Source organism: Catenovulum agarivorans YM01, assembly GCF_000281085.1.
Lineage (GTDB): Bacteria > Pseudomonadota > Gammaproteobacteria > Enterobacterales > Alteromonadaceae > Catenovulum > Catenovulum agarivorans.
Genome location: NZ_AJWM01000041.1, coordinates 1 through 20,789 on the forward strand (window position 1 = coordinate 1; position 20,789 = coordinate 20,789).

The 20,789-nt window shown below is 40.3% G+C and carries 11 protein-coding genes; 4 read left to right on the forward strand and 7 right to left on the reverse strand.

The features are described 5' to 3' along the window. Positions 1 to 223 precede the first annotated feature (223 nt). The 3 genes from WSC_RS24780 to WSC_RS0100015 all read right to left on the reverse strand — a co-directional run bounded on the left by WSC_RS24780 (position 224) and on the right by WSC_RS0100015 (position 4,870). The gene (locus tag WSC_RS24780; protein WP_016953852.1) at positions 224 to 382 is read right to left on the reverse strand and encodes a hypothetical protein; all 159 of its coding nucleotides are present in this window, start codon (positions 380 to 382) and stop codon (positions 224 to 226) included. Between the two features lie 115 nt (positions 383 to 497). After that, entirely contained in the window at positions 498 to 3,131 is a 2,634-nt protein-coding gene (locus WSC_RS0100010; RefSeq protein WP_040393430.1) for a CRTAC1 family protein, read from the reverse strand. Between the two features lie 38 nt (positions 3,132 to 3,169). After that, positions 3,170 to 4,870, reverse strand: a complete 1,701-nt coding sequence (locus WSC_RS0100015; protein WP_082196077.1) for a sulfatase-like hydrolase/transferase — start codon at positions 4,868 to 4,870, stop codon at positions 3,170 to 3,172. Between the two features lie 159 nt (positions 4,871 to 5,029). Between WSC_RS0100015 and WSC_RS23735 the strand changes: the two genes are divergently transcribed. After that, positions 5,030 to 7,120, forward strand: coding sequence for a methyl-accepting chemotaxis protein (locus WSC_RS23735; RefSeq protein ID WP_157447134.1), 2,091 nt, complete (start codon positions 5,030 to 5,032; stop codon positions 7,118 to 7,120). 290 nt (positions 7,121 to 7,410) lie between these two features. On the opposite strand, the gene WSC_RS0100025 is transcribed toward WSC_RS23735, so the two are convergent. The 4 genes from WSC_RS0100025 to WSC_RS0100040 all read right to left on the reverse strand — a co-directional run bounded on the left by WSC_RS0100025 (position 7,411) and on the right by WSC_RS0100040 (position 15,685). Further along, the gene (locus WSC_RS0100025) at positions 7,411 to 8,406 is read right to left on the reverse strand and encodes a LamG domain-containing protein (protein ID WP_016953856.1); all 996 of its coding nucleotides are present in this window, start codon (positions 8,404 to 8,406) and stop codon (positions 7,411 to 7,413) included. Positions 8,407 to 8,441: 35 nt separating this feature from the next. Further along, a complete protein-coding gene (locus tag WSC_RS0100030) occupies positions 8,442 to 10,700 on the reverse strand; it encodes a CRTAC1 family protein (protein ID WP_016953857.1) in 2,259 nt (752 codons plus the stop codon). Between the two features lie 4 nt (positions 10,701 to 10,704). Then, positions 10,705 to 13,083, reverse strand: a complete 2,379-nt coding sequence (locus tag WSC_RS0100035) for an alkaline phosphatase D family protein (RefSeq protein WP_016953858.1) — start codon at positions 13,081 to 13,083, stop codon at positions 10,705 to 10,707. Between the two features lie 199 nt (positions 13,084 to 13,282). Beyond that, positions 13,283 to 15,685 (reverse strand): hypothetical protein, encoded by a 2,403-nt coding sequence (locus tag WSC_RS0100040; RefSeq protein ID WP_016953859.1) that lies wholly within the window; start codon positions 15,683 to 15,685, stop codon positions 13,283 to 13,285. Positions 15,686 to 15,822: 137 nt separating this feature from the next. On the opposite strand from WSC_RS0100040, the gene WSC_RS0100045 reads away from it, so the two are divergent. From WSC_RS0100045 to WSC_RS0100055, 3 genes are all read left to right on the forward strand, one after another. Then, the gene (locus tag WSC_RS0100045; protein WP_016953860.1) at positions 15,823 to 18,372 is read left to right on the forward strand and encodes a glycoside hydrolase family 2 TIM barrel-domain containing protein; all 2,550 of its coding nucleotides are present in this window, start codon (positions 15,823 to 15,825) and stop codon (positions 18,370 to 18,372) included. Positions 18,373 to 18,506: 134 nt separating this feature from the next. Then, a complete protein-coding gene (locus WSC_RS0100050; RefSeq protein WP_016953861.1) occupies positions 18,507 to 19,586 on the forward strand; it encodes a glycoside hydrolase family 117 protein in 1,080 nt (359 codons plus the stop codon). A gap of 32 nt (positions 19,587 to 19,618) precedes the next feature. Then, a complete protein-coding gene (locus tag WSC_RS0100055) occupies positions 19,619 to 20,545 on the forward strand; it encodes a sugar kinase (RefSeq protein WP_016953862.1) in 927 nt (308 codons plus the stop codon). Positions 20,546 to 20,789 lie beyond the last annotated feature (244 nt).

Consider the following 20,789-nt stretch of genomic DNA (forward strand, 5'->3'; position numbering starts at 1 on the left):
CTACGACAGAATCGCTTGGTAATTAAAGTGCGACAAAATCGCTTGGTGTTAACACACTTACGTGTACTAGCTCAGACTTGACCTGACAGTTAACCGCTTTAAAGTCGGTGATTGTTAGTTTAAATTTGAGCTAAATTCTTTGGCTGTAGCTGTTTGATTAATCGTAATCTTTTTTGTTTGTTCGATATTATGGATTTATCAGTCAGTCTAATAACTTTGAGCATCAACCAACTTTATACTCTTTGCCTGATTGTTTTAAGTATTTCGCAGCTTTTAATAACATCTCAGACGATTTAGAGTTATCTAAGCGAGAAAGTTCTTTTTTAGTAAACTTTGGCAAGTGGCCGCTAAAGTAACTTCTATTTTTAAGAGAATTTGCCATACAGCGTCCTGTAACAATTTAACTAACTATAAATCAACTATTACTCGGACACAATTGATACCAATGTCAGCTGTATGGTCTTGTGGTTAGCCAATTAAACATTTTCGCTGTTATATCAGTCCACCAAGTTGAGTGGATAAATTACTTCGTCGAGCATATCGCCGTTGCTTGAGGTAAATGACACTCTAAATTGATAGAAATGTTGCTGGGCTAACTCTGTAGTTGGTATTAAATCAGCAAGCTCAAAGGTCATTTTTGAGGTGCCAGATTCACGGCCAATAACAGCAGTATCAACCAAGACCACATCTTTTACCGGTATCCATTTAGATTTAAAATGTCGCAGCCAAAAACGTATTCCACCTTGGTCTGACTTAATAACTCGGTTGCCCGTTCCTGCATGATATTCCACTTGTAACGTTACTTTATCACCTATTTTAAGTGGCTTGTTTTCAAACTCACTGCGGTTTAATATTTTGATATAAGGCACGATGTAATCTGCACTATTTTCAACTTGGTTATTCTGTTTGTGCGCAGCTGTTAAAGTTACACCAGCATCTATGATTTGATTAGCAGAAACCTTGTCAAAGCTCGCGGTTTCACCGTTGCGCCATTTAACTGTTATTTGCTCAATGCTTTTATGTTCTGCTAAGCCAAAATGGACAATATTGAGTAAACTTTGTGAGAATACTGAACCTGCGGAGCCAACCTTTTGTCGGTAAGTTTTATCACCTACTTTAGCTGTAACCACTGCCGATATAGCGTCAATCTTAGCTTTAGGTGAATAGCCCACTCGAACTAATGCATAGTTTGTTTGTGCTTGTTTAACTGGATTGGACGTTTGGTTTTGATATAAATACCATTCACCACCTTCGCTACCACTGAGTAAATCAAGATCACCGTCTAGGTCAAAGTCAAACGCTTGGCCCATGTCACCGTTTCCTGGGCCAAGCGAATCGCTGGCACCGTGCGAAGAGGTGGCAATAAACTGCTGCTTACCATTGTTTAATAACATTAAATCTGAGCCTCGGGCATGAATTAACCCCCAACGGTACACCAATATGTCTTGGAAAGTGTCGTTGTTGAAATCACCGACTGTAACACCTAGTGAATTGCCACCTTTAGGAATATTCCATTGTCCGGAAACGTCGACAAATTTGCCATTGTCATTGCGCAGTAATACATCTGTCATATTGCGATTTTCCGGTTGAAAATCAACAGCTGCTGAATTTACTCCTGCTAAACTGAATTTATAGTTCCAAAATATATTGCCATTGCGCACTAAAGCCGCTCGCCATTTGTTATCACCAAGATAGCCAAAATATGCACCATTTTCGCTTATATCTTGTGGCCAGCCTAATGCAGCTTGTTGATGTAACGTGAATTCATCACCAGACTTTACCACATGAGGTTGTTTATTTTTGCCTAAAAATATTGGGTAATCTTGGCCACGAAATTCGCCTTGAGTGAGATAATAATGGTTGAATAATGTGACTTCGGCTGGTGCGGTAAAGCTGAAATTGTCAGTACCTTTAAACCCACGTGGTTTAATCGAAAATATTTGTTTTTCAGGTTCAAAATCAACACTTGGCGCTTCGCCAAAACCGTTTTCAAATTCTTTACCGCGTGCTAGGTATAAGTCTAAATCACCATCGTTATCTATATCTAAATCGGCTACTGCCATTATGCCTTTTAGCTGACGGATTCTTTCAGGAAATTGTTTGGTGATGTTAGTGAAGGTAAAGTCTCCGTTGCCTTGCCAAACGGACAGAGGGCTGAACAAAATGATATCGTCAATTTGATCCTGGTTTAGGTCAGTGACAAGTGTTCTGGAAGGGTGTTGATCGAGTAATCCTTCAATATGACGCAACTCAAAAGTGCTATTACCTAAATTTTCATAAGCAAAATGTTGTGGTTTATCACCATGTAAACTCGTTTCGTTGACTAGGAGTAAATCTAAATCACCATCCACATCCATATCAATCCAAAAGCCACCGCGACCACGGCCTCCTTTGTATATGTTGACGTCACCTGTCATTAACACTAACTTGCCATTATTATTTTGGTAAAAATTTGCAGTTGACGGATTTTTACCATTGCCGCCACCTTGAGTTACTATTAAATCAAGATCACCATCTTGGTCGTAATCACCTGCAGAAATACCGTGGAGGTCGTGCATAAACCAGCGTGCTAAGTCTTTGTTATGTTTGCTAACTGTGCCGTCGCCATTGTTCCAATATAGTTTGCTGCTTTCAGCATTGTGATTATTAACAATAAAATCATAGTCGCCGTCATTATCAATATCGGCAATTGTTGGGCCGCCGTATTTTATTGAACTAACTTTATCTAAACCGGCTTGCTCGGAAATATCTTGGTATTGTGGAATTTTAAGCTCTGCGATATCAGTTATTTTGAGCGAAACTATATTCAAGGTTGCATTCAAGCTAGATATTGTCAGTGGGGCATCACCGGTTTGGTTAAATTTTACTAAAGCGCTTAACTTGTGTTTGCCACTGGATTGAATCGACAAATTGTCAATAAGGATTTGCTGACCACTTAATATGCTGATGCTGGCGTATTCACTTGGATTGTGTAGTTCTATATCTACTTGTTTAGTCAGTGAGCCTGTCACCTGATAGCGAATTTCGATACTTTGTTCTGGTGATACTTTAAGGTTATTTACGATTTCTAGCTGCTGTTTTGCACAGGCTGACAAAAACAGTAGTGCAAAGTAATAGAGAATATTTTTCATTGGATAACTAATTTTATCTAGTGATTGAACGATCCGCATTAATACGGATCGTTAGGCTTGAGTTTAATGATTTCGGCGTAATCAGTAATTTTGTTGGCAACTTTCCACTGTTCACACATTTTTACCAGTTTGGTGACCAGCTCAGGGTACTGTTTAACTAGGTTTTTGGTTTCGCCTGGATCTTTGGCTAAATCATACAGTTCAATACTCACACCTGATTTCGCCAAAGTTTGTAGATACCAGCCGGGTTCAATTAACAGCTTCCAACGACCTTGGTAAATAACACTTTGCTGGCCTTTATCATTATTGAAGATGGTTTCTGGTGGGGCGATTTTTTCCCCTTTGAGTGAGGCTAATACACTGCGGCCATCTAACGGGTGAATTTTTTTACCTCGGTAGTGGGTCGGGAATTGTGTGTTCGCCATTTCTAAAAAGGTTGGCATAAAGTCGCCGACCCAAATTACATCGTCGTTAATTGTATTAGGTTTAATAACATTTGGCCAAGTCGCTATGGCATGGGCTCTGGCACCACCTTCCCATAAGAGTGCTTTTACACCGTTATAAGGTGCATTCATTAAGTCACCTATATGTGACGCTGAGCCGTTATCAGACATATAAACAATTAAAGTATTGTCGTACTCACCACTGTCTTTTAAACCTTGAACAAGTTTGCCGATATTTTCGTCTAATTTTTCCATCATAGCTGCGTGAACGGCTGACATCAGTCTAAATTCTTCAATTTTGACTTTGTCTTGTTTAGTCCACATGTAGTTGTTGTTACGCACCTCTGCATCTTTTGGATACAGACCTTGCTTAACTAAACCTGCATGTCTGTCATCGGCAACTTTTTGTAAATCGCTGTAGAGAGCTAAGTATTTTTGCACTAATTCTTCAGGCGCTTGCAAGGGTTTGTGCGGCGCGCGGTAAGCCACATGCATAAAAAATGGATCATCTTTTTTGGACGCATCTTTAATCATGTCGACAGCTTTGTCTGTCATACCGTCGGTTGCATAAAAAGCTTGACCTTTTTTGCCATGGCAGTCGCTATACATTTTTTTGGCAAAGGGTGTTTTCGCATAACAATGCATTGTGTAATGGTAATCGTACTTTAATTTGGCCGGTTTATTACCCTCGTAATATTCATGTGGCTTGTTTGGTAAATAGAATAAATTTCCTTGGGCGCCATGAAAAACAAAACTTTGTTGGAAACCACGTTGTGGTGGGAGTGCTAGATAATCAAGTTCGATTTCTTCTTGTGTTAATTGCATTTGTGGTGGGTGAGTACGCTTCCAGCCCTCTGCCATTTGGGGGTTATCTTTAATATAACTACCACCTAAATGCCACTTACCCACCATAAGAGTTTGGTAACCATTGTCACCGAGCAATTCTGATATAAGCGGTTGGTCGTAAGCAAGACGACCGCGGTGTGCTTCAAAAGGCAATTCGCGTACCCAGTCACCAACAACACCACCACCAAATCCTACTTTTGCTGAATCTACACCTGTTAATAACGATGCGCGAGTTGGGCTACAGCGCGCATTGCTATAAAAAGCGCTAAATCGCATACCTTGTTGGGCCAGTGAGTCTAAATTAGGCGTGTCAATTTCACCGCCGAAGCTGCCTAGGTCGGTATAACCTGCATCGTCCGACAATATCACGACTATGTTTGGTCTTTGTTGAGCATGTGCGCAAACCGAAAAGGATGCGACTAAAAAAAGAATGAGGACTTTTAAGTTCATTATGTTGTTTGTATATTGTTGACAATTATTGTTAATGTAGAACAAATAATTCTCTATGTCACTCCTTTATTAACCAAACAGTAACTTTTCCATACTCTGTATTATTGCAGTATTGTGCAAACTGGTATAAATTCTTTGAATGTTGTTAATGGTAAATTGATGACAATGTTCTGGTTGGCAAGTGTGGTTAAATTTAAAGATGGTAGGTGTGGTATGCGTATATTGAATAGGTTTAAAATCAAAACAAGAATGATAGCTTTATCGCTTGTGCCACTTATCGTTACCTTTATGTTTGCATCTGAACGCCTCAACCAAGCGTTTTCGCAGCAAGATAAAATTAAAGAGCTAGAAATAGTGCTAGAGTACGGTCATGTTACTTACCCGTATATTTCTGCGCTATTAAACGAAGCTTATTATAGTCGCCAATATATAGATAATACTGACCCTCAAGTGCAAAACAGTTTGCGACAAATGCAAACCTATAATCAAAAAGCTGTTAAAGCACAAAAAGCTTATGTTGAATTTATTGAGTTAAATAGACAAAAGTTGCGTGAATTTACCGTTTTGTCAGAGCAAATAAACCAAGTCACAGCTTTGATTAATTCTCTGGTTTATGTGCGTAAAGGCGCAGCCGCTAAAAGTCACACACATAAAGAAAGTGGCATAGAAACCCATGTGATGTGGCAATTTAATTTAACCGCCAGACAGCTAGTTTTAACTCTGAATGAAATTGCCGTGATCTCTAGTCAAAACGAAGTTTTGAGTAGAATGTCGAATGCATATTTTAATTTGGTGTCTGCACTGGCAGAAACTTCTTTTCACAATGCTTACGTATATACCTCAATTACAAAGCAGATAGATGCGTATATATTTGGCGAAGTTTTCCGAGGTGCAACATCGGTTTCACGTTCAATTGAGTTGTTTAATAGTTTTGCTAGTGACGAAGCGAAAAGTGCATTTTTAAATATGGTGAACCACCCTGATTATAAAACGTGGGAAGAGGTTGCACTGCAGGTACGTTCCGACATTTATCAAAATGTAAATAAAAAAGTACTTTTGAAACAAGAGGTTGATTGGAATCAAATTAATAACAGTGTGATTAATTTATACGATCAAACTATGGCAAAGGTGCTGGCACAAATTATCGATACAAAAGAACTGCTAGTCGCTGACGCGCAAAACAAAGTTGTGCAAACTATCGCTATGATGGCATTTTTATTGATACTAATTGGCGTATTTTCATTTATTGTCACTAATAGTATCGTCAAGCCGTTAAAAAGCATGGTTAACACTTTTAGCCAACTGGCGAGCAAAAAAAATATGTCAACCAGATTAGATCAAACTGGCCAAGATGAACTAGCGGAATTAAGTAAAGCTTTTAACGTGTTGATTGCAAGTTTTAATACCACTTTGTTAGGTGTGCAGGCAGAATCTAATAATATTAGAAAAGCAACACAAGCAGTAAATAGTTCAATGGCTGATACCTCTGGTTTGTTGGGTAGCCAACAATCGTCTACTGATAGTATTTCTGTCGCAATTAATGAAATGACCACCACAATTGAAGAAGTCGCGAACATGGCAACTCTCACGTCAGACAGTGTACAAAAAACTTTCGAGTTATCGGTTTCAAGTGCCGAAAGTGCTGAGAAAAGCAAAATTGTGATGGAAAACTTAACTCGAGAAGTCGGCAATACTTCTTTATTGATTGAAAGGTTAAATCAAGACAGCGATCAAATTGGTAGTGTGTTAAACGTGATTCAGGGTATAGCAGAACAAACAAATTTATTAGCACTTAATGCTGCAATTGAAGCGGCTAGAGCTGGTGAGCAGGGACGTGGTTTTGCCGTTGTGGCCGACGAAGTTAGAAATTTAGCGTCTAGAACACGAGAGTCAACCGAGCAAATTCATCAGCAAATTGAAACCTTGCAAAAAGGCGCTATATCCGCCACGCAAAGCATGAACAACTTGCAGCTTGAAGGCGAAAACGCAGTTAAGAGTGTAATTAAGAGTGTTGAAGCATTTGAAACTATGAAAACTGAACTGGATGCTGTTACTCAAATGGCCGTGCAAATAGCGACAGCAGCTGAAGAGCAAAGTAGTGTTTCTAGTGAAATTAATCAGCGCATTTTAACCATAAAAGATGACAGTGATAAAATTACCTTACAAACCACTAATACGGTTGATACAGCGCGTGACATTGATGACACAGGCAAACGTTTAAATCAGCTGATCCATGAATTTAAACTGTGATCTAACTAGCCTGCTACTATGCGCGCTATGAAAAAAGCTTTTCGGCACAAACATTCTCTACACAGCGGGAAGAGAATTAACCACAGGTTTTTCGCCCCAGTTATCTTGATCATATTATCGAGCATTAATGCGCGTAAGTGACGAAAATGCCCGCCAGTTTGATGAGCAAATATGCTAGAGCGCAGGGAAGATGACGATGAACAGTAACTTGGTTACATGACAATTTTAATTGTCGAAAATATCAATGACTTTCGTCTGCTTTCTCGCTGAAAGCAGACATTTTAAACGGGTTACTCGTCAACCAACTGCCAAGTTCTGACCCAATCAATTTTCATTGTATTGCGGCTCTCATCTAACAAATCAGATTTTGCCGGTAAACCGCCAACCCAGCTTGAATCTTGAGTCCATAGATCCCAGATCAGGTGCTGTTCTAAGGTAAAAGCTTGGGTGGATGTAACAGAATTAACAGGTTCACCATTTAAGTAAAATTGAACTGTGTGAGCGTCTTTCCACCAAGCGCCATAAACATGATAGTCTTCGTTCCATTTTACCCCTCTCAAAGTATTGCCTTCCGACAATTGGCTACTGTGTGATGGGTTGTTGTCGCCCGCACGTTCGGTTACACCGTCTTTAACAATAAAATACTGAGAGTGCATTTCAAGTGGATACCTATCGTATTTTGCACCTGTCATAGATGGGTTTGAATTATTTTCAATGATGTCTATTTCATCACGATTGTTAGCATCACCATTGTTTAACCAAAAGGTGTTATAAGCGGAGATGTGCGCTGTTTTAATTCGGCTTTCTGTGTACATAGGAAATTTGATTTTAGCTTTTGAACGAACGCGTGCTGTTTCAAACCATTGGTCTGCGCTGCCTTCGTCTAACGTCGCTTTTAACCATAAATAGCCGTCGGTGACACCTGAGTTTTTGGCCATCATATTGACTGGTGTATCGCCATAATTCCAAAAGGTTTTTAACCACTTTGAATCATCCCAGATGTCAAACTCATCTGACAAAGAGGTGACTTTTTGCCATGTTTTACCCGCGGGTGTGTTGTCTTCAAATGAGACAAAAGAAGGGAAAGCTGGGTCTGCTGTGTTTACATTTATTACTTTAGCCTGAGGTTGCTCATTTTCTTCTGGTGTTTCATCTTTCTCAGGTGTCTCTGGTTGAACTATTACAGGTTCGTTATCATCTTGTACTTCTACTTGTTTGGTTGAATTACATGCGCTAACAAGGCAAAGTGTGACAGCGGCCGCGATTGTTGTTTTATAGTTTTTCATGGTCTTAAACCCTTCTATTTGCTTAAATTCAGAATTTATGGCGTGCTTTGGTATAAGCGGTTTACAGTTAAATTTGTCAGTATTTGAGTTTCACCATTGCGCCAGCGAATCGTCGCCGACTTAATTTCTCGCTCGTCGCCTAAACCAAAATGGACTATGTCTAATAAACTTTGTGCATGGATTTCACCTGCTGAGCTAATTCGCTGCTGATATTTTTTGCCCGATGCAGTTTCAATACTGACAAGCGCTGCATTGGGGTCGATATTGTGTTTGGGGCTGTAATTTACGTCGATAAGTAGATAGTTGTTGTTGGTACTTGTTTGGTTGCTGAATAAATACCAATGACCTTCTTCTTCGCTACCGCTTAATAAATCTAACTGGCCGTCAAGGTCAAAATCGAATAATTGCCCCATATCACCATGGCCACCATCTGTTGGTTCGAACGCCCCATGACTAGTGATAATGTCGAATTTTCCTTTACCCGTATTCAGCAGCAATAAATCTGAGATACGCTCACTTAAATGACCATATCTATACACAAATAAGTCTTGCCAGCCGTCATTGTTGACATCACCTCTGGTCACGCCCCAGCTATTACCACCCAGTGGTAAATTCCACTCTTTGCTTGCGTTAACAAATTTATCACCTTGGTTCACCAGTAATATATCTTGTACATTACGGTTGTTGGCTTGCCAGTCGTAACTGACATCCGACAAACCAGTTAAAGAGAAGGTGACTGTCCAATAAATATTGCGGTCGCGTACCCATTCGGCTTGCCATTTGCCATTACCCATATGGCCAATGTATAAACCATTAACATTGCGCTCGTCAGGCCAGCCTTGTGCGTCAGCAGCACGGAAGGTCATTTCTGACGGTGCGGTTTTCATTTCTTCTGGCAATTGTGTTGGTTGAAACCCTTTAGCTTTTACTATTTTGCGGGTTTTGTTTTTACCTAAAAATATCGCAAACCCATCATTGTACTGGCGATAGGTGAGATCCATATCAGATAATTTAACGCTGCCTTTGGCATCAAAATTGATTAAGGTTGTACCTTTTTCGCCATCGTCACGTACGTCTAATCGTTTGCTTTGTGGGTTAAAATCGATCGATTTACGCGATAGCTGATAATGTGTGCGGCTGCCTGCAAAATATAAATCGAGTAAACCGTCATTATTTACATCAATATCTGTTGCTGCGTTGTAACCCTCACTACCGACAAATTCTGCTGGCAACATTTTTGTCGTTACATCGGTAAAAGTGAAATCACCATTGCCTTGCCACAAAGTGATTGGTGAATAAATCACAATATCGTCGATATTGTCGTGGTTAAAATCTGTGATCAGTGCTCGCTCACCGTAAGCTTGTTCTATCCCGTCTATTTGCAGATGGGTAAAACTGCCATCACCATTATTTTTGTAGAATAGCTGGATTGGTCCGTCATAATTGGGCGTTTTCGCATTAAATAAGGCTAGGTCTAAATCACCATCTAAATCTAGGTCAAGCCAACGCGGCGAGCGACCTCGCGCTGGGGTTAAAATGCCAGTTGCAGGTGAGGCATTGGTAAATTTTTGATTGTCGTTTTTTAGCAAGATATACGAGGTTGGGTTAGTACCATTGGCACCACCTTGCGCCACCATAATGTCTAAGTCGCCGTCGTTATCGTAATCACCCACGGCTGAACCATGAAAATCTAATGAATGTTCAAATAAGCGCTCAATTTTTACCGTACCATCACCATTATTGGTAACCAACTGGGTAGGTACATGGTTGTGGTTGTTTAAAACAAAGTCATAGTCACCATCTGCATCTATATCTCCGATAGATGGACCACCGTATTTGTAGGTGATTTCTGTGTCAAAATTCGCTTGTTTGGAGATGTTAGTGAATTTTGGCAAGTTCACATCCGAGACATCTTCAAATTTGATTGAATGAATTTTGATATCCGCACTGCGGCGAATAAATGTCAGTTTTTGTATGCCGGTTTTTTCAAAATCGACCAAAAAATTTAATTGGTGTTTGCCTTTAAAGGGAATGTTAGCGTTATCGACTAATACTTTGTCGTTTGCTAACAAGGTTAAGTTTGCATACGGCTTTTCTATCGACACTTCGGCAATTAAACGCTTAACTGTTGAGCCTGTTACTAAATAGTCGGTTTGAAAATTTTGTTTATTGGTTAGAGTTTGCACTTGTTCTACGAGTTTTGCTGACGGTAACTGACTGACACAACCACTAAAGGTTGCAGTAGCCACAACACTTGCTAGTGTTGTGGCTAAAATTGTTTGAATAAACTTCATCTTATTAACCTAATTTATTGATGCCGATATTTTCGTCTTGCGCTATGGTCACAGGCCAACCGGCAAATTGGTTGTCTGGATTTTTATCTGTCACATCAACCAAAAATTTGTAAGCAGAAGTAGTGTAGGTTTTATTTTGAGTATCAAATTCAATAAAACCAAAACCACTGCCTTTTTCATGCGCTTGAATATATCTGTTGCCTGACTTGCCCACTTGAGGATTGCCAACTGCATATACGTAAATTTTATTGCCAAAGCTATCTAGGTATTCACCCGTTTGTTCAAATCCGTGTGAAGGACGGTTTTTCATTGGTAAGCCCATAGCATCAGGTCGCCACCATCTTGGCCAACCTGCGGATATTGCTGGGGTACAGAATGCCCAGTTGCTGTCGCGTTGCTCATTTACACCATATTGCGAAAGTGTACCCAAATGGGTATCACCACAAATATGCAGGGCTTTGGATTTACGCATAATTTCTATTGCACGGTTTCGTGCCGAAGCTGGCCAGCCACTGCTGTCAAAGTCGTATTTTAAGTATCTATCTGGTAACGGCTGGTGAGTAGAAATACCGGCAAATACGGTTTGGCTGAGCATGGCTTTTAAACTGTGGCCACGCCAATCATTCGCCCATTTTTCTAAGAAATCTTCTTGGCGTTTACCGAGTAATTCTAGGCCATCTCGGTCAAAATTGGGGTTGAAATAGTTTGGTGCTTCGTCGTTGCCACTGACCCCAACGTCAATATTTAAAGTTTCTGGGCCGCTTTTCCATTGTCTGTCGGCAATAATTGCAAAACTGACATTGCCGTACACTAACTCAGTGTAGTAGACACTGATGTTGCGCGCTGAAGGTGTTGGGTCAATCGGATCTGGGTGGTGGCCTGTGTGTGTTTTATGCACAACGTTTACTAGTTTTACTGGGCTAATATAACCGCCTGCATTGTCAGTGCGACCGCTTGCTATTGCCTGAACGCTCATGGCGTTACCACCTTCACCCCACAAATTACCTTGCAGAATATCGTGATCGTCCGGTAACACCACGGTTGGAGCGTTGCGCATCGCTTCTCTAAATGCCCAACCAAATTGATAGTATTTGCGTAAATAATTCAAAATTGCTAAATCCGCAGGGGCGTATATCACACCAAAACCGCCGTGATTTTCGTAAATTTGATCGCCAGAAAAATACACTAAATCTGGCTGCATATTCACAACATTGGTAGCAACTGGTGCATATGGGAAGCCATAATCATTTTGGCAGGTCAAAGCCGCCATACGTAAGTTGCGATTGGTCGGACTCGCTTTTATCGTGCCGCTAAATACGTCTTGAGTTGTGCTGTTGTTTTTGTGTTTTTGGTTATATATAACACGGTATTCGTGATCGGAATTTTCTTGCCAATTATTTACTGTGAAGGTTGCGACCCAAGCGTCTTGGTCTAGCTTTGCTTGCGCAACAGCTTGCCATTTACCGCTTTTTTTAACTTCTAATGTGAGCTGGTGGTTATCTTCTATACCTAGTGGCCCTGTTAACGCAGACAGTTTTAAAACGAAACCTTGCTCTGAGCGTGAATCATTGAGTGTGTACATGCACCACAATATCGGGCCAAATGTTTGTTGTGGATTATTACAAAATGCCTCTCCACTTATTTGCCAATCAGTAAAACGATAGAGTGAGCCAATTTCTTGCTGGCCTGGCTTTTCACTCGATTCAATCGCAAAATTACTCACAACAGCAATATTGCCTTGTACTTCATTGGCAGGATAATAATCAGTTAGACTTGCCAACAATAGGTTATCGCTTTCTGTATGAGCTTGTGCGGTTAATGCATAAATGCCGTTGGTCACATTACCCAACAAAGTCACTTTTATTTTATCTTTATCGCTAGCTTGGGTTAAGTGAGTGCGCTTTTTGCCAAGCACTAATTGTCCGTCAATTACCCCGGCGTCTATGCCTTGTTGTACAAAGCAGTTGCTTTTGTATTCGTTAATATCACTTTTAGCGCCGATACGAATACCCGCGCCGCCGTCCGTTTCGCCAGCTCGATATTTTTCAATAACAACCGAGGTTGAAAAGTTTTTATCTAAATTAACAATTTGGTGTTTCAGTGAATGAATACTGCGGTTACCACCTTTTGACGTACATTCTGCCGCACCATTTTTGATACACCAGTTTTCCATTGGATTAGCCCAGTAGTCGCCACCAATAAAAATGCGATCAAAAGTGTTGTGCCATTGGCTCGATATAGATTTGTTCAGCCGAACATTATTCTCGCTAGCGAGTTTGCTGGAAGCTTGCTCTGAAAGATTTGTTGAACAGCCAATGGCGGAAGTTGCGAGACCTGTCATTGCAATCTTTAAGGCATCGCGGCGAGATAAGTGGTAATTCATTACTGCACCCCAGTGAATTGTGTCGAGCTTTAAAAACTATATCGACGATCTGTTTATTTGATTATTGTTAACAATTAACTTTTGTTTGTAAAGTTAATTTTGAGATACCTTTTAAAGAAGGTTAATAGAATTGCAGTTTTAAGAATGGTTAAGTGGCTCAAACTTGAGCCACTTGCATTAGGATTATGGATAGGTTGCTTTAGTTTGCTGTTAATACTTGTAATACAGCAGAGCTGACATAACCACCTGTGTCTGAAAACTCCACTGTAACAGTGTTGTTTTGTTGCAGTTGGTCGTATGTCACTGGAATTTCCACTACACCAAAAAAGTTTGGTCTACCCGTACTATTTTTCCCTTGTTGTTGGTCGTAACCTTGGACGTCGCTTGGAACTGTCACACTGTTACCATTTATTCTCACAACTGGTGTTAACGATTTGCCGTGGTCTCTACCTAAGCCTAAACGCAACACTGCTTGCCCATCAGTGCCTAGTTGTACTGAGTTAAACGCAAAGTTGATGCTGGTATTAGCGACAATTGCTTGTTGATAGCTGGTGGCATAATATCTTTGTTCGGTTGTCGACTCAGTTATGTTGATATCGTTGGCGTATACCAGTTTTACTATCATAGTTGCTTCAGCTGGTAGTTCGATATTTTCAGGCAGTTCAGTTGCGGACTGCTCAGTAAATTGTGTTTCGTTATTGTCTGTGTAACTTAATAGTTTAAAACCAACAGACTGCAAACCATTGTTATTGATCCCAAGGGTATTAACCGCGAGTTTTATATCATCAAATTCCAAATTGGTTAAAACAACATACGCAGTATTGCCGTCAACATAACTTTCAGTTAATAGGTCAACTTCAGATGAGCTTGTGTCAACACGAGTACCGTTCACTTCAGACCATAATTGGTAAAAATAAACATGATCAGAGTAGACCCAAGTATTATCGTCTGAGCCGTCACGTTCTTTTTGTTGCATCATTAAACGGCTTGAATATGCAATGCTGTTGCCGTTGACATTACGTCGACCCCATTCAGCTTTTACTGGAATAAACGGGATCACTTTTAAAATCGTGTTTGGGCGTTGCAAAAATTGTGTATTCATTGTGGTGATTGAACGTACTTTTTCGGCATCACGCTGCGGTGTCCAAGCTTGGTTAACCCTAGCATGAACAGATGAACCAACTTCTGAAATCAACATAGGTTTTACCGCACCATATTTTAAATAGGTGTAATGTTCTAGCATATCTAAGGTGGCTTCTAAATTACTGCCACGGCGGTAATGCTCGCTGTTTTGAAAGGTTGGAAAATCGTATAAATGCAGCGAGATAAAATCCATATTGTCGCCTGCGGTATCAATAAAGAGTTTGTCTCTCTCTTCCCAGCGTTTAAAGTTGTCTTTGTCAAAATCTGGAAAAGCTATGGTGTAACCACCGACCATGACATTGTCATTGTCTGCATTCTTTCTGATTTCGGCAGCAACTGTATTGTGAAACTCAAAAACTTTTAACGGCTCTACATAGTCTGCTTGGCCTTCTCGGTCGGTTGTTAAGTCGTACAAAGGTTCATTCATAACCTCAAAATAGACAGGTTGAGCTTGGCCTAGGTCATTGTCATTTAGCGCGAAAAATTTCGCTAAAAATTGCGACATGTAATGTCCAGTCGCTGTACCAAACGGCTCTTGTGCTGTGTCAGTTTGTGAAAATGCCCAAGCTGGATCGCCATTAACAGGATTAATCAATGTGCCTTCTGGCCAGTAAGGATGTTGTTGACCGCCTGCTATCATGTCTTGCATTCTATCTTCGACCAAGCGCGCATTAACATACTTATATCCAGAGTTATTGTCGTAAACCCATTTTACGTCTCCTCCACGTTGGCTGCCTGAAGCTTCGTCAACAAAACCTGGACGATTTGCGTCTTCAGACACATTACGTAAATTCCAACCGATAGAGCCAGTATCTCGGCCAAAATACACATCATACCCTTGCATAAAGTCGAGCATTAAATTTTCACCCAGTTCATTCGGCGCATTTAAACTATGGACATCGTTTTGCCCCCAATCGTTTTCTAAACTAGACGCATGTATATTAATGTATTTTTTACGCTCAAATTTATCTACGCCACCAACACTGTGTTTGGTATTTAACTTAACATTTACTTGCACTATGTCGTTGTCGACTATGGGCTGAGCCATTGTGGTCACAGAGAATGTTTTATTTACAGCGTTTACGCTGACAGTAGCGACAGATTCTGTTTGATAAGTATTGGCGGAAGACACTCTAATTTTAAGTGAATCACCATTGTTTAATTTGCCGGCTAAGCTGGTGTAGCTACCATCGTTGATTGAATACTCGCCGCCACTAATGGAAATATCAATCGCAGTATTTATGCCTTTGATAACAACGAGATTTGATTCAGCTTGAGCGTTTAAACCAATATCTTTTACTGCCACAAAGGTAAAATTATCTGGTGTGCTATCCAGTGTTTCTTCTGTTTTATTTTCATCGTCAATGCTGACGGAGCCACCTCCACAAGCGGCTAAACTCAGCATTGAGCTTAAACAAATTGCAAGCAAAGGTATTTTAGCGTGACATCGAGTAAGCATAGTGTACAACCTTATATAAACTGATTTACCAATAAGTTTCTTATAGGCATGTTAATGTGTTGACTGTATATTGTATACAATTTAATATGTTTTTAACTAAAAACTTACGCATAAATACATTTATGAGGAATTGCCACATGCTCAGGAATATACTGTGGACCTGCTTATTATTGGGGTTTTCGCAACTAAGTTTTGCGAATGCCAATAAAACATTACGCGAAACAGATTTTAATTTTGATTGGAAATTTACATTAGTTGAAGATACTCAATTACCGCGAAATATACCCTTGCAAGACGACAATTGGCGCGATGTTCGCCTGCCTCACGATTGGAGTGTTGAAGCATCTTTTGCTAAAAAATGGGAGGGCGCAACAGGTTATTTGCCCGGTGGTGTCGGTATTTATCAAAAGCATTTTAAAACTCCGGCCAATCCAAACGAATTTAACGTGTTTGTGTTGTTTGATGGCGTGTACAACAATGCGACTTTTTGGCTAAACGGCGAAAAACTTGGACAAAACCCCTATGGTTATTCACCCGTTTATTGGGATTTAACTGACAAGTTATATACAGACGGTAAAGAGAATATTATTACTGTGCATGTTGATCACTCGCGCTATGTTGACAGTCGTTGGTATACAGGGAGTGGTATTTATCGCAATGTAAAATTGGTCACTGTCAATAAACTGCATATTCCAATTTGGGGTACCTTTGTCACTACACCTGAAATATCCACCGACAAAGCTCAGGTTGATTTGGCTGTACAAGTGCAAAATAATTTTGCCACAGATGTTGAATTTGAATTAACCACTAAGATAGTTGATGACCAAGGCCGCACCGTGGGCAAAATTGCAAGTCAAGTGCAGTTAGCTGAACATTCATCAGACACCGTAAAGCAGAGTTTAAACATATATAACCCAAAACTTTGGGATACAGAAAACCCTAATCTATATAAAGCAATTACTTATATAAATATTAATGGCAAACAGCTTGATGCATACACCACAAACTTTGGTGTACGAGATATCAAGTTTCAAGCGGGTAAAGGCTTTTTCTTAAATGGCCAACCAACCCTTATGAAGGGCGTTAGTCTTCACCATGATGGCGGTTTAGTTGGTGCTGCTGTACCTAAAGGTGTATGGGAGCGTAGGTTAAAAATATTAAAAGCCAGTGGTGTTAACGCAATTCGTACCGCACATAACCCGTTTTCAGAAGAGTTTTTAGACCTGTGTGATGAACTTGGTTTGTTAGTACAAAATGAGTTTTTTGATGAGTTTGATTACCCAAAAGATAAACGACTAAACAAAAATGACCGTCACAACGACTACATATCACGCGGTTATACCGAGCATTTTCAAACTTGGGCAAAAAGTGATTTAACCCGCACTATGTTGCGTGATCGTAATCACCCGAGTGTTGTCCAGTGGAGTATAGGTAACGAAATTGAGTGGACTTATTTAAACTACCGTTATGTCACAGGTTATTGGGATCCAAGCAAACCAGAATTAGACAATGATAATTTTTGGGGCGGATTGCCAAAATTTAGCCCGGCGGAATTAAAACAAAGGTATGAAGAGTCGGAAAAAGGCCAATACAAACTGCATGAAACTGCAAAAAAACTCGCAGATTGGACAAGAGAATTAGACGATACAAGACCTGTTACCACCAACATGATTATTCCACAAGTCAGTTTGGTTACAGGTTATGCGGATGTGGTGGATATTATTGGTTTTAGCTATCGCAACATTACCATTCCATGGGCTCAGAAACATTTCCCAGACAAATTAATTACCATCAATGAAAACCCAGGTTTATGGAATGACTGGAAAATGGTATTAGAACACCCAGGTGTATTCAGTATCTTTATGTGGACTGGCATAGACTATATGGGCGAGCGCCATAATAAATGGCCAGAAAAAAGCGGCTGGGGTGATATTTTAGATTTAGCCGGTTTTAAACGCCAAGGCTGGAACTACTTTAAAAGTATTTGGGTTAATCAGCCGCATTTGTCGCTAGGAACATTACCTTTGGCTGAATCTGGCTTTAAACAAGATGAACTGTCTGGATTAGCATTGCCATTAGCCGAAGATTCAAACGGCTGGGGGGCTAGTTATGCATGGCGAGATTCTAATCTGCATTGGAATTATAAAATTGGTGAACCCGTGTTGGTTGAGGTGGCATCTAATCATGCAACTGTTGAATTACTGCTAAATGGCCGTTCGTTAGGGTTTCGGAGTATGTCAGAAAGTGTTAACCGGGTGATGCGTTGGGTTGTGCCTTACCAGCCTGGCACTTTAACCGCTCGTGCTGGATTTTCGGGGCAGGAACAACAAGTGCAACTGACCACTACCACTGCACCTGTGAAATTGAGTGTAACCTCAGATAAAAATGCCCTAGCGGCGGATGCCTACGATGTCGCGCATCTGGTGGTGCAATTGCGTGACAAAGCGGGCCGGGCAGTTACCACAGATGAAACACAAGTTAACTTCGAAATAACAGGCCCAGCCAAGTTACTTGGTGTCGACAATGGTGCTCCAGACAATATTCAAGACTTTCAATCAAATAAAATAGTGACCAAACGCGGTAGGGCGTTGGCAATTATCCAATCGACCAAGCAATCAGGCACTATTAGAGTGAAAGTATCAGCAGAAAATTATCCAACACAAACTATCATTATTGATAGTGAATAAGGTCTAGTGCGAGAATTGGCATTTTATATCGGAATGATTTATTGTTAACAATGTACAATTTGTTTTGTCTCGTGTATATTGCCAATTCAAGTGAAAAATATGACTTGGTATCCAAGTGTAAAGTGGTGAATTAAATGTCTGAACAAAAATTGAGTTTAGCCAGTAAACGCGCGCTAGAGCGTGGCTATGATGAAAAAGACTCTCAATGGTTGATTGAGTTTGAAGTAGAACCTTTATTTGGTGATTTTGCATTTGAAGAAGGCATTATTCGACGAGACCCAACAGCCGTCATTGAGGTCGATGGTCTTTACCACGTTTGGTATACCAAGGGGCAAGGCGAAACCCTTGGTTTTGGCTCCAGCAACCCAGAAGACAAAGTATTTCCGTGGGACTTAACTGAAGTGTGGCACGCAACTTCAGCTGATGGTTATACCTGGAAAGAGCAAGGTATGGCAATTGGCCGAGGTGAAGCTGGTCGATTTGATGATAGAGCGGTTTTTACCCCTGAAGTCTTGGCGCATCAAGGCAAATATTATTTAGTCTATCAAACCGTGCAATTCCCTTATACCAATAGACAATATGAAGAAATTGCTATTGCTTGGGCTGACTCGCCATTCGGCCCTTGGAATAAATCTGACGCACCTATTTTAAGTCCTGCTAAAGATGGTGAATGGGATGGTGACGAAGACAACAGATTTCATGTTAAATCAAAAGGGAGTTTCGACAGTCATAAAGTACATGATCCCTGTTTAATGGTGTTAAATAACAAGTTTTATCTGTATTACAAAGGTGAAACTATGGGCGAAAGCATGAACTTTGGCGGTCGTGAAATCAAACATGGTGTCGCTATTGCAGACAATATTTTAGGCCCTTACGTTAAGTCTGAATATAACCCAATATCTAACTCTGGCCATGAAGTGGCGGTATGGAATTATAACGGTGGCATTGCGTCACTGATCACAACCGATGGCCCGGAAAAAAACACCATTCAATGGGCAGCCGATGGCATTAACTTTGAAATTATGTCGCACATCAAAGGCGCGCCTGAAGCTTTGGGTATTTATCGTGATCCTGAAGGAAAAGAAATTGCAGCACCTGGATTAGAGTGGGGTTTATGCCACAAGTATGACGACAGCTGGAATTGGAACTATATCTGTCGTTACCGTATTAAGCGCCAAATTCTCGATGCTGGTACTTTTCAAAACAGCAACTAAACCGACACTTTGGTAATTAAAAAGGTAATGATATGAATAGGTTGTTGGTTGTCGGCGAAGGTATGGTTGAATTTAAATACGCAGCCGACGGCAATCTTATCCAAAAATTTGCTGGTGATACACTCAACGCGGGTATTTATGCCAAGCGTTGGTCACCTGCAACAGATGTGAGTTATTTTAGCGCATTAGGCTCAGATATTTTTAGTCAAAAAATGCGTGATTATTTAGCGCATGAGCAAATAACAACTCAGGCTGTTTTGCAAAGTAGCAACGCCAATATTGGCATTTACGCCATTCAAACAGATGAAAATGGCGAGCGCTCTTTCACCTACTGGCGTAAAGAGTCGGCTGCAACACAAATGGTTGATTTGTTACTAGCAAGTGGTGGTGCTGCACAGTTGCCAACTGCTGATATAGTATTTTTTAGTGGGATATCTTTGGCCATTTTGACCGATGCAAATAAAAGCAAACTGCTTGAAATTCTTCAACAAGTACAAGCGCAAGGTTGCAAAATTGCATTTGATCCTAATTATCGTCCACGTATGTGGCGCGACCAACAGCATGCAATGGAGTGGATTGAAAAGGCATATCAATTGGCTGATATTGCACTACCAGGATTGGATGAGCATCAAGATTTGTTTAGCCATAACACAGTAGATGCTGTTAAAAATTACCTACTCCAGCTAGGTACGAACGAGTTTGTAATTAAAGCAGGCATACAAGGTGTGTACGGTTATTCGGCCGCTGAAGATGATTGCCATGTGCCATTTAACCCAGCACCGAATCAACTAGATTCAACCGCGGCAGGTGATTCTTTTGCTGGCACTTATTTAGTTTCACGAATTATTGGTAACTCAGTATTACAAGCAATTAACAATGCGGATAGTGTTGCCAGAGAAGTTGTGCAACACCCAGGTGCAATTATGGATGCGCACTTGTATCAACAGGCTTTTAAATAGCTAATTAAATTTTTGGCACTATTAGTTAGTAGACGCTTTAGTAGTCGTGCTCGTGTGATGAGCAATTAGCAGGGACGCTTTTTTTACCATTTCAATATCACTCCAACAACATCCGTTTGTTTTTTAACCAAAAATTAAATTTTATTTAGCTAAAATTATGTATTAGTTACATTTAATTAATCTTTTGGCTGATTTTAAATAGCTTATGGCCAATTTTTAAAGCCTTTATTCTACAAATCTGTCA

What these genes read in the sequence shown, in the direction of transcription:
- WSC_RS0100015 (WP_082196077.1), bottom strand. Translation starts at nt 4,870, where the DNA reads ATGAACTTAAAAGTCCTCATTCTTTTTTTAGTCGCATCCTTTTCGGTT.
- WSC_RS0100035 (WP_016953858.1), bottom strand. Translation starts at nt 13,083, where the DNA reads ATGAATTACCACTTATCTCGCCGCGATGCCTTAAAGATTGCAATGACA.
- WSC_RS0100050 (WP_016953861.1), top strand. Translation starts at nt 18,507, where the DNA reads ATGTCTGAACAAAAATTGAGTTTAGCCAGTAAACGCGCGCTAGAGCGT.
- WSC_RS0100040 (WP_016953859.1), bottom strand. Translation starts at nt 15,685, where the DNA reads ATGCTTACTCGATGTCACGCTAAAATACCTTTGCTTGCAATTTGTTTA.
- WSC_RS0100045 (WP_016953860.1), top strand. Translation starts at nt 15,823, where the DNA reads ATGCTCAGGAATATACTGTGGACCTGCTTATTATTGGGGTTTTCGCAA.
- WSC_RS0100055 (WP_016953862.1), top strand. Translation starts at nt 19,619, where the DNA reads ATGAATAGGTTGTTGGTTGTCGGCGAAGGTATGGTTGAATTTAAATAC.
- WSC_RS23735 (WP_157447134.1), top strand. Translation starts at nt 5,030, where the DNA reads ATGACAATGTTCTGGTTGGCAAGTGTGGTTAAATTTAAAGATGGTAGG.
- WSC_RS0100010 (WP_040393430.1), bottom strand. Translation starts at nt 3,131, where the DNA reads ATGAAAAATATTCTCTATTACTTTGCACTACTGTTTTTGTCAGCCTGT.
- WSC_RS24780 (WP_016953852.1), bottom strand. Translation starts at nt 382, where the DNA reads ATGGCAAATTCTCTTAAAAATAGAAGTTACTTTAGCGGCCACTTGCCA.
- WSC_RS0100025 (WP_016953856.1), bottom strand. Translation starts at nt 8,406, where the DNA reads ATGAAAAACTATAAAACAACAATCGCGGCCGCTGTCACACTTTGCCTT.
- WSC_RS0100030 (WP_016953857.1), bottom strand. Translation starts at nt 10,700, where the DNA reads ATGAAGTTTATTCAAACAATTTTAGCCACAACACTAGCAAGTGTTGTG.